Origin of the sequence: Streptococcus sp. HMSC074F05 (genome assembly GCF_001808725.1) — a bacterium.
Lineage (GTDB): Bacteria > Bacillota > Bacilli > Lactobacillales > Streptococcaceae > Streptococcus > Streptococcus parasanguinis_I.
Genome location: NZ_KV794411.1, coordinates 373,981 through 386,418 on the forward strand (window position 1 = coordinate 373,981; position 12,438 = coordinate 386,418).

The 12,438-nt window shown below is 43.9% G+C and carries 13 protein-coding genes and 1 pseudogene; 13 read left to right on the plus strand and 1 reads right to left on the minus strand.

What is annotated here, in order from left to right; all coding sequences use genetic code 11:
- The 6 genes and pseudogenes from HMPREF2685_RS10970 to HMPREF2685_RS05620 all read left to right on the plus strand — a co-directional run.
- Positions 1-76: pseudogene (locus tag HMPREF2685_RS10970) on the plus strand (purine-nucleoside phosphorylase); the annotation flags it as partial.
- Between the two features lie 4 nt (positions 77-80).
- Entirely contained in the window at positions 81-1,313 is a 1,233-nt protein-coding gene (locus HMPREF2685_RS05600) for a chloride channel protein (protein WP_186821439.1), read from the plus strand.
- The gene (locus HMPREF2685_RS05605) at positions 1,313-2,023 is read left to right on the plus strand and encodes a type 1 glutamine amidotransferase (RefSeq protein ID WP_186821440.1); all 711 of its coding nucleotides are present in this window, start codon (positions 1,313-1,315) and stop codon (positions 2,021-2,023) included. The genes HMPREF2685_RS05600 and HMPREF2685_RS05605 overlap by 1 nt, the downstream gene beginning before the upstream one ends.
- Positions 2,024-2,451: 428 nt before the next feature.
- Entirely contained in the window at positions 2,452-3,162 is a 711-nt protein-coding gene (gene deoD, locus HMPREF2685_RS05610) for a purine-nucleoside phosphorylase (RefSeq protein ID WP_049474996.1), read from the plus strand.
- The gene (locus tag HMPREF2685_RS05615; RefSeq protein WP_053091124.1) at positions 3,162-3,929 is read left to right on the plus strand and encodes a hypothetical protein; all 768 of its coding nucleotides are present in this window, start codon (positions 3,162-3,164) and stop codon (positions 3,927-3,929) included. The genes deoD and HMPREF2685_RS05615 overlap by 1 nt, the downstream gene beginning before the upstream one ends.
- Entirely contained in the window at positions 3,930-4,661 is a 732-nt protein-coding gene (locus HMPREF2685_RS05620; RefSeq protein ID WP_070465824.1) for an NAD-dependent protein deacylase, read from the plus strand.
- Between the two features lie 37 nt (positions 4,662-4,698).
- On the opposite strand, the gene HMPREF2685_RS05625 is transcribed toward HMPREF2685_RS05620, so the two are convergent.
- A complete protein-coding gene (locus tag HMPREF2685_RS05625; RefSeq protein ID WP_049474876.1) occupies positions 4,699-5,607 on the minus strand; it encodes a LysR family transcriptional regulator in 909 nt (302 codons plus the stop codon).
- A 243-nt stretch (positions 5,608-5,850) separates the two neighbouring features.
- Here HMPREF2685_RS05625 and HMPREF2685_RS05630 point away from each other — a divergent pair, with 243 nt between their 5' ends.
- From HMPREF2685_RS05630 to HMPREF2685_RS05660, 7 genes are all read left to right on the plus strand, one after another.
- On the plus strand, positions 5,851-7,275 hold the full coding sequence (locus HMPREF2685_RS05630; RefSeq protein ID WP_070465827.1) for a DUF6688 domain-containing protein: 1,425 nt from the start codon (positions 5,851-5,853) through the stop codon (positions 7,273-7,275).
- A 184-nt stretch (positions 7,276-7,459) separates the two neighbouring features.
- Positions 7,460-8,266 carry a dihydroorotate dehydrogenase electron transfer subunit gene (locus tag HMPREF2685_RS05635; protein ID WP_049483144.1) on the plus strand — a complete coding sequence of 269 codons (807 nt, stop codon included), beginning with the start codon at positions 7,460-7,462 and terminating at the stop codon, positions 8,264-8,266.
- Between the two features lie 9 nt (positions 8,267-8,275).
- A complete protein-coding gene (locus tag HMPREF2685_RS05640) occupies positions 8,276-9,214 on the plus strand; it encodes a dihydroorotate dehydrogenase (protein ID WP_049483142.1) in 939 nt (312 codons plus the stop codon).
- A gap of 179 nt (positions 9,215-9,393) precedes the next feature.
- Complete coding sequence (gene pyrF, locus HMPREF2685_RS05645) at positions 9,394-10,086, plus strand: orotidine-5'-phosphate decarboxylase (protein ID WP_013903499.1); 693 nt, start codon at positions 9,394-9,396, stop codon at positions 10,084-10,086.
- Between the two features lie 428 nt (positions 10,087-10,514).
- Positions 10,515-11,147 (plus strand): orotate phosphoribosyltransferase, encoded by a 633-nt coding sequence (gene pyrE, locus HMPREF2685_RS05650; protein ID WP_024055762.1) that lies wholly within the window; start codon positions 10,515-10,517, stop codon positions 11,145-11,147.
- A 142-nt stretch (positions 11,148-11,289) separates the two neighbouring features.
- A complete protein-coding gene (locus HMPREF2685_RS05655; protein WP_049483137.1) occupies positions 11,290-11,889 on the plus strand; it encodes a hypothetical protein in 600 nt (199 codons plus the stop codon).
- A gap of 56 nt (positions 11,890-11,945) precedes the next feature.
- The gene (locus HMPREF2685_RS05660; RefSeq protein WP_031575802.1) at positions 11,946-12,437 is read left to right on the plus strand and encodes a DUF3592 domain-containing protein; all 492 of its coding nucleotides are present in this window, start codon (positions 11,946-11,948) and stop codon (positions 12,435-12,437) included.
- The last annotated feature ends 1 nt before the right edge of the window (position 12,438 follow it).

A 12,438-nucleotide genomic window follows, 5' to 3' on the forward strand; every position in this document is an offset into this window, starting at 1 on the left:
AGAAGTGGTAGAAGTGACAGAGCGCGTCAAAGGCGACTTCAAAGGATTGCTGAAAGCGATTCTTGCTGAACTCTAATCCAATGAAAGTACGACTCCAAAGTCTGCCCTACGGACTGAGGTTACTTCTAGCTACTTTATCCTTGGGAATAGGAACAGGTCTGGTCGGAATTGCCTGTCATTATCTACTAGAAGTAGTGCAGGGACTGGCCTTTGGCCAAGCTAGTTCCGATTTACTCCATCAATTCCAAGAAGCTGGAGGTCTCCGTAGATTTCTGGTCTTGTGTGTGACTGGGTGCTTGGCAGCTGGCTTCTGGTATCTCCTGCAAAGGCGTTATCAGATCCTGTCTATTCGCCAGCAAATGGACTTACCTGGAGACAGGGAACCAGCGCCCTTAGCCCACCTCCTTCATGCAGGGATGCAGGTGGCAATTGTCGGAGCAGGTGCATCGGTCGGAAAAGAAGGAGCCCCACGTGAGATCGGGGCTCTTCTAGCTGGTCGCTTGGCGAAGGGATTCTCACTAGCTCTCAAAGAGCGAAAAGTCTTGATCGCCTGTGGGGCTGGAGCTGGTTTGGCTGCGGTCTATCAGGTCCCCTTTGCCAGTAGCTTATTTGTCTTTGAGACCTTAGGACTCGCCTACAGTTGGCAGAACTTTCTACTGGTTTTGACCAGCACTTATCTGGCCACCTGGGTCGCTCAGTCCATCGTTGGTCAGGAGGCCATTTATCACCTGTCCGCAGTTTCATGGTCGGCTAGCAGTTTCTTACAGGCTATTGTGATTGCTTTCTTAGTCACTCCCTTGGCTCTGGTCTTTGCTTTCCTCGCCAAGCGGGCTAGTCACAAACGGCGGAAGGACGGGACGATTCTTTTGGCTCTTCCTCTAGCCTTTCTAGTCTTGGGGAGCCTAGTAGCCTTTTTCCCTATCTTTATGGGAAATGGCCAGGTACTAGCGCAAGCCCTCTTATCTAGCCAGTCGATTCCTTATCTTCCACTGACTCTTGCAGTGAAGGGGCTTCTGGTTTATCTCCTCTTGCGCAATGGTGCCTATGGGGGAACCTTGACACCATCATTTGCCCTTGGGATTGGATCTGGCTATTTAGTGACCTTGCTTTTGACAGCCCTTGGGATTCATCTGGATCCTGCTCTAGGGATGTTACTTGGAGCGACCGTCTTTTTAGGAACGACCCTAGAAGCTCCTTTAACAGCTATTGCCCTAAGTCTTGGATTTACAGGCCAACCTTTGAGTTTGACAATCCCGCTTGTACTTGCGGCTGGTTTGTCTTACGTGATTCGAAAAAGATGGGAGAAGAAATAATGAAGGTACATTTTGTACTGCATGAAACCTTTGAAGTACCGGGCGCTTATCTAAAATGGGCGCAGGAGCGTGGTCATCAAGTGACCACGACCAAAGTCTATGAGAATGAAGCTTTACCAGAGACAGTGGATGAGATTGACTTCTTAATTGTGATGGGAGGTCCTCAATCGCCAGATGAAGATCGGGAAGCTTTTCCATACTACGATCCTCAGGCAGAGATCGAACTGATTCAAAAGGCCATGAAGGCAGATCGTTATATTGTTGGAGTCTGTCTGGGTGCCCAGCTCCTGTCTGTTGCTTATGGAGCGGAGTATGAACACAGTCCAGAACGTGAGATTGGGGTTTATCCTGTGACCTTGACGCCTGAAGGACTTACAGATCCACATGTCGGTGAGTTTGGAGAAACTCTTGAAACTGGCCACTGGCATGGCGATATGCCAGGATTGACAAAAGATGCTGTTGTTCTTGCGACCAGTCAAGGGTGTCCACGTCAGATTATCCGCTTTAGTCCGAAACATTATGCCTTCCAAGCTCACTTGGAATTTGATCCAGAAGCAGTCAATCTCTTGATTGCTGCAGACGGGGAAGATGTTATAGAAAAACAAAGTCAAAAATTGACCTTTGTTCAAAAACCTGAAGCCATTCGTGCTTACGATTATCGAGAAATGAATGCCAAACTCTTTACGTTTTTGGACTCATTAACAAAATAAATATAAAAGAAAGGTAGAGCATGTGTTCTAATTTGAACACGAGCGGAAAGCTCGGAAAATAGATAATCTGACTGAGAAATCAGGATTTCTCGTCAGATTCCTAATTTTCAGTCGCTTTCTGGTCGCTCTCCTAATTACTCAATAAAAAAAGAAAGGATGGGTTTACCGTATTCGCTGAACTGAATACGGGCGGAGAACTGTGTAAAAAAGATAAACTGTCTAGCATCTGCGATGCGTCGTCAGTTTCCTATTTTTACTTTGCCTCTTTAACGCCTATTCTAAAAAATAAAAAAGAAAGGTAGAGCATGTGTTCTGATTTGAACACGAGCGGAAAGCTCGGAAAATAGATAATCTGACTGAGAAATCAGGATTTCTCGTCAGATTCCTAATTTTCAGTCGCTTTCTGGTCGCTCTTTGTATCATAAACTATGTCTATCCATATTGCTGCTAAGCAGGGTGAAATTGCTGATAAAATTCTTCTTCCTGGGGATCCTCTTCGTGCGAAATTTATTGCTGAGAATTTCCTTGAAGACGCTGTTTGCTTCAACGAAGTCCGTAACATGTTTGGTTACACGGGTACTTATAAAGGTCACCGTGTATCTGTCATGGGTACTGGAATGGGAATGCCATCCATCTCCATCTATGCGCGTGAGCTGATTGTCGACTACGGTGTGAAAAAATTGATCCGTGTGGGAACGGCTGGTTCTTTGAATGAGGATGTGCATGTTCGTGAATTGGTCTTGGCACAAGCTGCCGCAACCAACTCAAACATCATCCGCAACGACTGGCCTCAATACGATTTCCCACAAATCGCTAGCTTTGATCTTTTAGACAAAGCTTACCACATTGCCAAAGACCTTGGCATGGCGACTCACGTCGGCAATGTCTTATCATCAGATGTCTTCTATTCAAACTATGGTGAAAAGAATATCGAGCTTGGTAAATGGGGTGTGAAAGCTGTAGAAATGGAAGCGGCAGCCCTTTACTATCTTGCTGCTCAACACCATGTTGATGCGCTTGCTATCATGACGATTTCAGACAGTTTGGTTAATCCAGATGAGGATACAACTGCTGAAGAACGTCAAACTACTTTCACAGACATGATGAAAGTTGGTCTTGAGACCTTGATTGCAGACTAATGGCAAAATTCCTTCATGATGAATGGCTCTACGATCTCCAAAATTATCACTACAGCCGGGCTCTGCGATCTATCAAGCAGCAGGAAGAAGTACCGGATTTGTTGGTGAGCTTACTGCAGTTAATGGCGGAGCGTCGAGAGCTTAATATCCAACCCGTCATGAATCAAAAGTTGAGAACTGAGTTGCTAGAAGCGACTGGTTTTCAGCTTTTTTGGCATGAAGATCCAGAAGACGAGCAGTTGGCCAACTACCTTTATGACTTAGAGGCGAAGTTGCGAAATGAGCAGATTATTGACTTTGTTCGTGCCGTTAGCCCAGCCATCTATCGGATCTTTATGCGATTGATTCAGTTGAAAATTCCTGATATTACCAACTATATTCATAACTCCAAAGAATCGAGTTATGACCGTTGGAAGTTTGAGAGCCTGCATGCGTCTGACAACCCTATCCTGCAGCAATTCCACAGCGAAAGTGTGGTCAATTCGTCCAGTTTGACGGAGTTGATTGCGCAGTTGGACTTGCCAGATAGCGTCAAAGTTGCGGCCCAACAATTGCGGGAGTTAGAAAAATCAGTTCGCAACCCCTTGGCCCACTTGATCAAGCCCTTTGATGAAGAAGAGCTCCATCGGACGACGGGTTTCTCTTCTCAGGATTTTATGAAGAATTTGATTGACCTTGCAAGCTACACAGGCATCCATTATGATCAAGCTAACTTTTATTTTGATCAGGCCAATGCTGTCATGGAAAAGCTACTAAAGGAGAAGTAGATGGATAAGATTGCTCAACTACAGGAGATGATTGATCAGAGTCAACGGATCGTGTTTTTCGGAGGGGCAGGAGTTTCTACAGAGTCAAATATTCCAGATTTTCGAAGCTCAGACGGTGTCTATAGTGTTCAGGTGGGGCGGCATTTGACAGCTGAGCAATTGGTCTCCCATACCATGTTTGCGCGCTATCCAGAGGACTTTTTCGACTTTTACAAGAAGTACTTGCTCTACCCAGATGCCAAGCCCAATGCTGCCCATCAGTATTTGGCTCGGCTTGAAGATACAGGTAAGCTCCAGGCAGTTGTGACACAAAATATTGATAGTCTCCATGAAATGGCTGGTTCTAAAAAAGTTTTGAAGCTCCATGGCAGCGCCGATCGCAATTACTGTACGGGTTGCCAGCGATTTTATGATTTGGAGGCCTTTCTAGCTTTAGAAGGCCCGGTTCCACACTGTCTGGACTGCGGCAAGGTGGTCAAACCTGATGTGACCCTCTACGAGGAACCTCTCGATATGGACGTCTTTAGCCAAGCAGCCCAAGCAATCCAAGAGGCTGATCTCCTGATTATCGGTGGAACTTCCCTTGTGGTCTACCCAGCGGCTAGCTTGATCCAGTATTTTCAAGGGAAGAAGCTGGTTGTCATCAATAAAACCAATATCCCTCAAGACAAACAAGCAGACCTGGTTATTGAAGGGAAAATTGGCCAAGTATTTTCACAATTAAGACAATAAAAAATATCTGAGTGAACATGAGACACTCAGATATTTTTTATTTATCAAACTTCACTTCCTCAAGCAAGTACTCGATGAATTTTTCTCCCATTTTTGAGAGAGCTGTTTTTTCATGTTTGATGTAGACCAACTCGATTGTGTCTTCGATATCAAGGGGAATGGAGACGATGTTATTTCCGTTGAGATTGCTGTTGAGGATCCCGGTCGCAATGGTGTAGCCATCCAGACCAATCAAGAGATTAAAGAGGGTCGCCCGGTCACTGACAACGATGGATTTCTTATGATGCTCTTGAGAGAGAATCTCTTCTGAGAAGTAGAAGGAGTTGTGGGTTCCTTGGTCATAGCTAAGGTATGGGAAATCTTCCAGATCTGACAAGTGGACGATCTCCTTCTTGGCAAGAGGATTGGTCTTGCTGACAAAGATATGAGGTTGCGCTGTAAAGAGGTGGGTGGCAATCAGGTGATTATCATCCAGCATCTTAGAGAGGACATCTCGGTTGTAGCTATTCAAAAAGAGTACGCCAACTTCGCTTCGGAAATTCTTGACGTCATCGATGATCTCCCAAGTTCGCGTCTCCCGTAGGAAGAGCTCGTATTTTTCCATGTCGCTTTTCTTCAATAGTGAAACGAAGGCCTCAACCACGAAGGCGTAGTGCTGTGAAGAGACACTGAAAAGCTCACGAGAACCCACAGGATTTTTATAGCGCTCGGACAAGAGGTCAATCTGCTCCACCACCTGGCGGGCATAAGAGAGGAACTCCATCCCATCGCGGGTCAAAGTGATCCCTTTAGGATTCCGGATAAAGATTTCAATTCCCATCTCATTTTCCAAGTCCTTAACGGCATTGGAAAGGCTAGGTTGCGTGATGAAGAGTTGTTTTGCGGCCTCATTCATAGAGCCGGTTTCGACGATTTTGATAATGTATTGTAATTGTTGTATTCTCATGCTTTTATTTTAACATAAAAGAGCGCGTTTTTCCCGTAAAATGTGGTCTTTCAAGGACTGTATCAGAGAATAACGCAGGCTGAGGTAGGTAATAGAAATTAGGCTAGATCAAATAGTTAAAAAATAGAAGATTGGAAACAAAATCTACATCTGGGGACTGATTTTGATGGAAAAATACAGTTTTGCCTTGCTGAAGGTAAGATCTGATTGATAGAATGGTAAAAAATTGATTGAGGAGATCTTATGAAAAAACTCGTTTCCTGGTATAAGAAAAAGGATAAGGAATTGGAAACCCATTTCACAGCTGGTCTGTTGCAGATCAATTTTGTGACCAATGCACTGATTCTATTAGCCTTTTACATCTATTTTGTTGTTAGTGAGTCGATCTATGCAATAAAGGATCCATTCGTCCAATTTAGTGTTTGGGAGATCATTGCCTTCACGATGGAGATCTTACCCTACGGTCTAACCATAGCCCTCTTTGTCCCCAATATTTTTGTTATCATTTATGGGATCGGTCGGTGGTCTAGCCTCCAGTACAAAGAAGCAGAGGAAGAAGCTCTCAAAGATCCAGATCTGTTTGAAGAGAGAGGGCCAAAGGAAGGAGAAGAGGCAAGAGAAGATGACGCATTCACAATTGAATCACCGAGTCCTAAGCCTATAAAAAAGAAAAAACAACAGCCTACCATTGTTCTTTGGTTTGGACTCTTTGGCTGCTTTCTAGAAGCGATTTTTATTTTCATTGTCAAGGATATGACCTTTTACGAATGGAATGAGCCCTTGATCAATTCTCAGAAACATGCCTTGATCTGGTCTAGAGCCTATCCGACCTTCTTCACACTGGCAGCTCTTACTTTACTAGCCTTGATTATCTATTCCTACCGGGATGCGAATTCACTATCGCCGTTAGCAAATATCTTCTGCATCAGTGGCATTCTAGGAGGAGTGGTTCTTCTCTTAGTTTTTGATAATCAACTGCAGGTAGCAAGTTTTCACACCTTTTTCTTATTGATCTATTCCTTCCATCTCTTGTGGGTTCGTATCAAGGAGTGGCAGCAAGATCGAACAGAGATAAGCTATGAGAATCGTCTACTTCAATGGCTCCATCGGCTCTTAAACCAGTCGCGTAACTGGCCTTGGCTAGCGGTCCTTGTCGCCCTTCCAACCCTTGCTCTTGTTGTCCTAGTACTCATGCTCTTTGGGCAGCAGCCTGATTCCATGATCAAGGCCTGGACCAATACAGCTGACTGGGCCTTCTCACAAAAGATCCCTCCTCAGAATCTCATCATTGATGAGCACTATCTCTGTACGGTTGCGGCTGGTGGGCATGAAAAAGTTGTCAAACCCCAACGGATGGGAGTCCGGCACGGTCATCCTGTTGTGGTGAATCGCCAGCTCTGTATTGCCAATGCCTTTGAGCAGGTGCTAGAAGAAAAGACGCCACGATTCCATCACTTCTTGCGTCGCAATTATGACCGCTATGGCTATCCCTTTGCCAAACATATCAAGAAGAAATGGGCTATGGACCTGATCTATTACCTGATGAAACCCTTGGAATGGCTCTTTTTACTGGTTCTTTATCTAGTTGATCGTAAGCCTGAAAATCGAATTGCCATGCAATACATCAAACCGATCCCAGAAGATTTTGATCCCCGTAAAGTTTCCTAAGTTACTGATTTTACTTGACAAGCGAGAAGGAGCGCGATATAATGAGACAAATTTAACCTTTAAGAGGTCCAGAGAGGCCTGCAAGGAAAGACGGAATAAAGATCAGCGGACGGAGTCTAGCTGATCGTTTGTGGGACCTTGCTTTTGCGAGGTCTTTTTTGCTGAAAGAAAGAAGAGGAAACCAATGGTCAGTGACAGTTGTAAAAAACGCTTTGGCAAAATCATGATGGAGGAGATGGAGCTCGTCGCTCAAGAAGAAATCGCTCCCCGCATCTATTCTATGATCTTGAAGGGGGAAATGGTGGCGCAGATGCTGCCAGGTCAATTCCTTCATATCCGCGTCCCTGATGGGGCCAAGCTCCTTCGCCGTCCGATTTCAATTTCTGAGATTGATCCTGAGACACAGACGTGTCGCTTGATCTACCGCATCGAAGGTGGGGGGACAGCAATCTTTTCCCAATTGCCAATCGGTAGCAAACTCAGCGTCATGGGGCCACAGGGAAATGGCTTTGATCTTACCAATCTCGGCCAAGGTCAGAAAGCCTTGATCATCGGTGGCGGTATCGGTGTTCCTCCTTTGGTCCAAGTGGCCAAACAACTCCATGAGCAAGGGGTAGAAGTTGAAGTGGTTGTCGGCTTTGCGACCAAAGAAGCCGTCATTTTGGAAGAAGAGCTTTCTCAGGTTGCTCATGTCACTGTAACGACAGACGATGGGACTTATGGCACTAAGGGCTATGTCTCAACAATTGTTGATTCGATGGACCAGGAGTTTGACGCTATCTATTCTTGTGGAGCACCTGGCATGCTCAAATATGTCAATACCAAATTCCATGACCATCCTCGCGCCTATATTTCTATGGAATCGCGTATGGCTTGTGGGATGGGTGCTTGCTATGCCTGTGTAGTGCATCTGGAAAATGAAAGTCAGGCAGCTAATAAGCGCGTGTGTGAAGACGGACCGGTCTTTGAAACCGGTACGATTGTGATGTAGGAGGACCTTATGACAGCAAATCGACTAGCCGTATCCTTACCTGGTTTAGACTTGAAAAACCCGATTATTCCGGCATCTGGCTGTTTTGGCTTTGGTCAAGAATATGCCAAATACTATGACTTAGACCTGCTTGGATCCATCATGATCAAGGCGACAACTGCTGAGGCTCGCTTCGGAAATCCGACTCCACGAGTTGCTGAGACGCCTGCCGGCATGCTCAATGCTATTGGTCTCCAAAATCCAGGCGTAGACGTGGTCCTAGCAGAGAAACTCCCTTGGTTGGCTCAACATTATCCAGATCTACCGATTATTGCCAATGTAGCTGGCTTCTCCAATGAAGAGTATGCAACGGTATCAGGCAAGATCTCGAAAGCGCCAAATGTCAAAGCAATTGAGCTCAATATCTCTTGTCCAAACGTAGACCATGGGAACAACGGTCTTTTAATCGGGCAAGTTCCTGAATTGGCCTATGCGGCTGTGAAAGCAGCGGTAGAAGCATCCTCCGTCCCTGTCTATGTCAAATTAACACCAAGTGTAGCAGACATCACGCAGGTCGCAAAAGCAGTAGAAGATGCAGGGGCGACCGGCTTAACCATGATCAATACCTTGGTTGGGATGCGCTTTGACCTCAAGACTGGTAAGCCTATCATTGCTAATGGAACCGGAGGCATGTCGGGTCCAGCTGTTTTCCCAGTTGCTTTGAAACTCATCCGCCAGGTTGCCCAATCCACTAAACTTCCGATTATCGGAATGGGAGGTGTGGATTCAGCAGAAGCAGCCATTGAAATGATGATTGCAGGAGCCTCTGCGATTGGAGTTGGAACCGCTAATTTCACCGATCCTTATGCTTGTCCAACCATCATCGAAGATCTGCCACAGGTCATGGATCGCTATGGTATTGACACCCTTGAGAACTTCCGAAAACATGTACGGGAAAATCTACTGTAAATCCTTGACTTTTCCCAAATATCGTACTACAATAAATAAAAACCTTTAAAGCAGTCCAGAGAGGCTCCTAAGGTCTAGACGGTGAATCATGGTAGTTGTTCCTACCTAATTTTCGTGTAACCTTGCCTCGTGCAAGGTTTTTTTGTAGACAAAATGATCAATCAAAAAAGGAGTAATCCATGCGTGAAGAACGTCCTATTATCGCCCTTGACTTCCCAGCTTTCGAGGATGTCAAAAACTTTTTAGAGCATTTTCCAGAAGACGAAAAATTATTTGTAAAAATCGGAATGGAATTTTTCTATGCAGTTGGTCCTGAAATTGTACATTACCTCAAAGGGCTTGGACACAGCATTTTCCTTGATTTAAAATTGCATGATATCCCAAATACAGTCAAATCAGCCATGTCCGTACTGGGGACCTTCGGAGTAGATATGGTGACAGTTCACGCAGCTGGTGGTGTAGAGATGATGCGCGAAGCCAAGGCAGCTCTTGGTGAAGGAGCTAAATTGGTAGCCGTGACCCAGTTGACTTCTACCAGTGAAGAAGACATGCGTGATTGCCAAAACATCCAAACAACGGTCCAAGAGTCTGTAGTTAATTATGCTCGCAAGGCCCAAGAAGCAGGCTTGGATGGCGTTGTCTGTTCAGCCCATGAAGTAGCCTTGATCAAGGATGCCACTTCATCAGACTTTGTCTGTGTCACACCAGGGATTCGTCCTGCTGGAGCTGAAATCGGCGACCAAAAACGGGTCATGACCCCACAAGAAGCTCATAAAATTGGATCTGACTATATTGTCGTTGGACGCCCAATCATCCAAGCAGAAAACCCATGGGACGCTTACCATGAAATTAAGAGACAGTGGAATAGTTAAGAACGTCTAAGAAGCTATGCTTCAAGACGTTCTACGGAAAGTCCGATGGGATCTTTCCTAAACTATTCACTAACTTAGTTGAAAAAAAATGATCGTTTCTTTCAACTAAGTGTCGGAATTTAAAAAGTCCTATGGGACCTTCCCTAACGCATTCACTAGATTACAGAAGAGAAAATGATCGTTTCTCTTCTGTGATCGTCGGAATAATCGGAGCCCGATAGGGCCTTCCCTAAACTATTCACTAGATTTAGAGGATAAAAATAATCGTTTTATCCTCTAAATCGTTGGAAGACTAATCGCTACTAAAGTAGCTCTACGGGAAGTCGGATGGGATCTTCCCTAACGCGTTAACTAACCTTTAATGTTGTTGTTTAAATCTAAAAATGATTTAATTCGTATATGATTAAAATCGTAAAAAAGGAGTCGTCATGTCATTAGCTAAAGATATTGCTAGCCATCTTTTGAAAATTGAAGCGGTTTATTTGAAACCAGAAGAACCTTTTACTTGGGCATCTGGGATCAAGTCCCCTATTTATACAGATAACCGTGTAACCCTCGCTTATCCAGAAACTCGTACCTTGATCGAAAATGGATTTGTAGATAAAATCAAGGAAGCTTTCCCTGAAGTGGAAGTGATTGCAGGTACAGCAACTGCAGGGATTCCTCACGGAGCCATTATTGCGGACAAGATGAATTTGCCATTTGCCTACATTCGTAGCAAACCAAAAGACCACGGTGCTGGAAACCAAATCGAAGGCCGTGTACCACAAGGTCAAAAGATGGTCGTAGTGGAAGATTTGATTTCTACTGGTGGATCTGTCTTGGATGCTGTCGCAGCTGCCAAGCGTGAAGGAGCAGATGTCCTTGGTGTCGTAGCTATCTTCACCTACCAATTGGAGAAAGCTGATAAGAAATTTGAGGAAGCTGGCGTTCAACTTGAAACCTTGTCTAACTATACAGAATTGATTCATTTGGCAGAAGAACAAGGTTACATCACTTCTGAAGGATTAGAGTTGTTGCACCGTTTCAAGGAAAACCAAGAAACTTGGCAAAATAAATAATAACACGGAAGCGTTTCTAACGCTTCTTTTTTATACTCTTTTCACTAGTTGGTGGTTAACTTGAATCTCAAAGTAAAATCCGGTATGATAGTAGTAATTGTTTTTATGGATGAAGAAAAAACTATTTTTAAGGGAGAATAAGATGACAAAAGAAGATTATTTGCAAATGAAGAAGGAATTTAAAATTAGATTTACAATTATTATCGTCCTAGGTATAATTGCTAGTGTATTTTATATTCAGATATTGCTTAGCCACTCTCGTGAAGTGCCCTTTTTTATAACCTGTCTTGGAACTCTCACCTTCATCAATCAGTCATTGATTGCACCTGTCTTTTATGAGAAAAAAGCAGCTGAGAAGGAACATCCAGAATGGAAGAATTTATCAACAAAAGGAGTAGAAATTCCTCAGGAAGAAATTCAAAAACGAAATGGGATATCGATTCTATCTTTCATCATTGTAATTATTGGTTTCTTCATGTTCTATCGTCCTCTTCCGACAACAGACGCAGGAACTGAAGTGATCAAAACCTATCGCGAGATCCAGTCTGTGCCAGAAAATTCAATAGAAAAAAGATCTAGCACAGTCTCTAATTTAACTCCGAAAGACGTTCAAACCTTGCAAGAATTGAAAGAAGAAATCGAATCCAATGCCCCATCAGATTCAAATTCACTGGATCTTAATAAAGCAAAAGATCTTGCAGAAAAAGCACAGCAACAGAATTGGTTGAAAAGAGGAGAGTAAGATGACTTTTCAAGTGGTTTGAATTCAACTAGTTTATGTGAAAGGGTAAAAAACAAATGACAGTAACAACATTCTGGCTTAGTTTGGGAATCTTGACCCTTGTTTTCTTGATCATGCTGCTTATCTTTTACACCTTGTATCGCCGTGAAATAAAAGTGAAAACAGAATCAACCGCAAAAGTTCTGGGAGAAGTAGTTGCTTTTGATTCCAAAAATCAACTGCTTATTTCTCTGCCTGTGGTGGAGTATCAAGTCGAGGGTGAAAGATACCAAAAGACCTTTACCTACGCTTATTTCAGAGAGACTTCTTCTAAGTCAAGACAAACCAATGTTTTCGATAGAACCTATGTTCTTGGGGCAGGTAAAAATCTGGATTTGCGGATGATATTCCCAATTGGGTTTCCTATGACAGTCTTTTATAATCCAGTCGACCCACAGATTGGTTTTGTCGAACGGTATGCCGGCTTAGTCGGTTTCTATAAAATCGGAATGACTCTAACGGTTGGAATTTATCTTGGGTTAGTATGCATTCTAGCTTTGTTAGGTTGAA

Excerpts from the sequence above, each read along its gene's own strand:
- HMPREF2685_RS05630 (WP_070465827.1), top strand. The coding sequence starts at position 5,851 with ATGAAAAAACTCGTTTCCTGGTATAAGAAAAAGGATAAGGAATTGGAA.
- HMPREF2685_RS05640 (WP_049483142.1), top strand. The coding sequence starts at position 8,276 with ATGACAGCAAATCGACTAGCCGTATCCTTACCTGGTTTAGACTTGAAA.
- pyrE (WP_024055762.1), top strand. The coding sequence starts at position 10,515 with ATGTCATTAGCTAAAGATATTGCTAGCCATCTTTTGAAAATTGAAGCG.
- HMPREF2685_RS05600 (WP_186821439.1), top strand. The coding sequence starts at position 81 with ATGAAAGTACGACTCCAAAGTCTGCCCTACGGACTGAGGTTACTTCTA.
- HMPREF2685_RS05660 (WP_031575802.1), top strand. The coding sequence starts at position 11,946 with ATGACAGTAACAACATTCTGGCTTAGTTTGGGAATCTTGACCCTTGTT.
- deoD (WP_049474996.1), top strand. The coding sequence starts at position 2,452 with ATGTCTATCCATATTGCTGCTAAGCAGGGTGAAATTGCTGATAAAATT.
- HMPREF2685_RS05625 (WP_049474876.1), bottom strand. The coding sequence starts at position 5,607 with ATGAGAATACAACAATTACAATACATTATCAAAATCGTCGAAACCGGC.
- HMPREF2685_RS05620 (WP_070465824.1), top strand. The coding sequence starts at position 3,930 with ATGGATAAGATTGCTCAACTACAGGAGATGATTGATCAGAGTCAACGG.
- pyrF (WP_013903499.1), top strand. The coding sequence starts at position 9,394 with ATGCGTGAAGAACGTCCTATTATCGCCCTTGACTTCCCAGCTTTCGAG.
- HMPREF2685_RS05655 (WP_049483137.1), top strand. The coding sequence starts at position 11,290 with ATGACAAAAGAAGATTATTTGCAAATGAAGAAGGAATTTAAAATTAGA.
- HMPREF2685_RS05635 (WP_049483144.1), top strand. The coding sequence starts at position 7,460 with ATGGTCAGTGACAGTTGTAAAAAACGCTTTGGCAAAATCATGATGGAG.
- HMPREF2685_RS05605 (WP_186821440.1), top strand. The coding sequence starts at position 1,313 with ATGAAGGTACATTTTGTACTGCATGAAACCTTTGAAGTACCGGGCGCT.
- HMPREF2685_RS05615 (WP_053091124.1), top strand. The coding sequence starts at position 3,162 with ATGGCAAAATTCCTTCATGATGAATGGCTCTACGATCTCCAAAATTAT.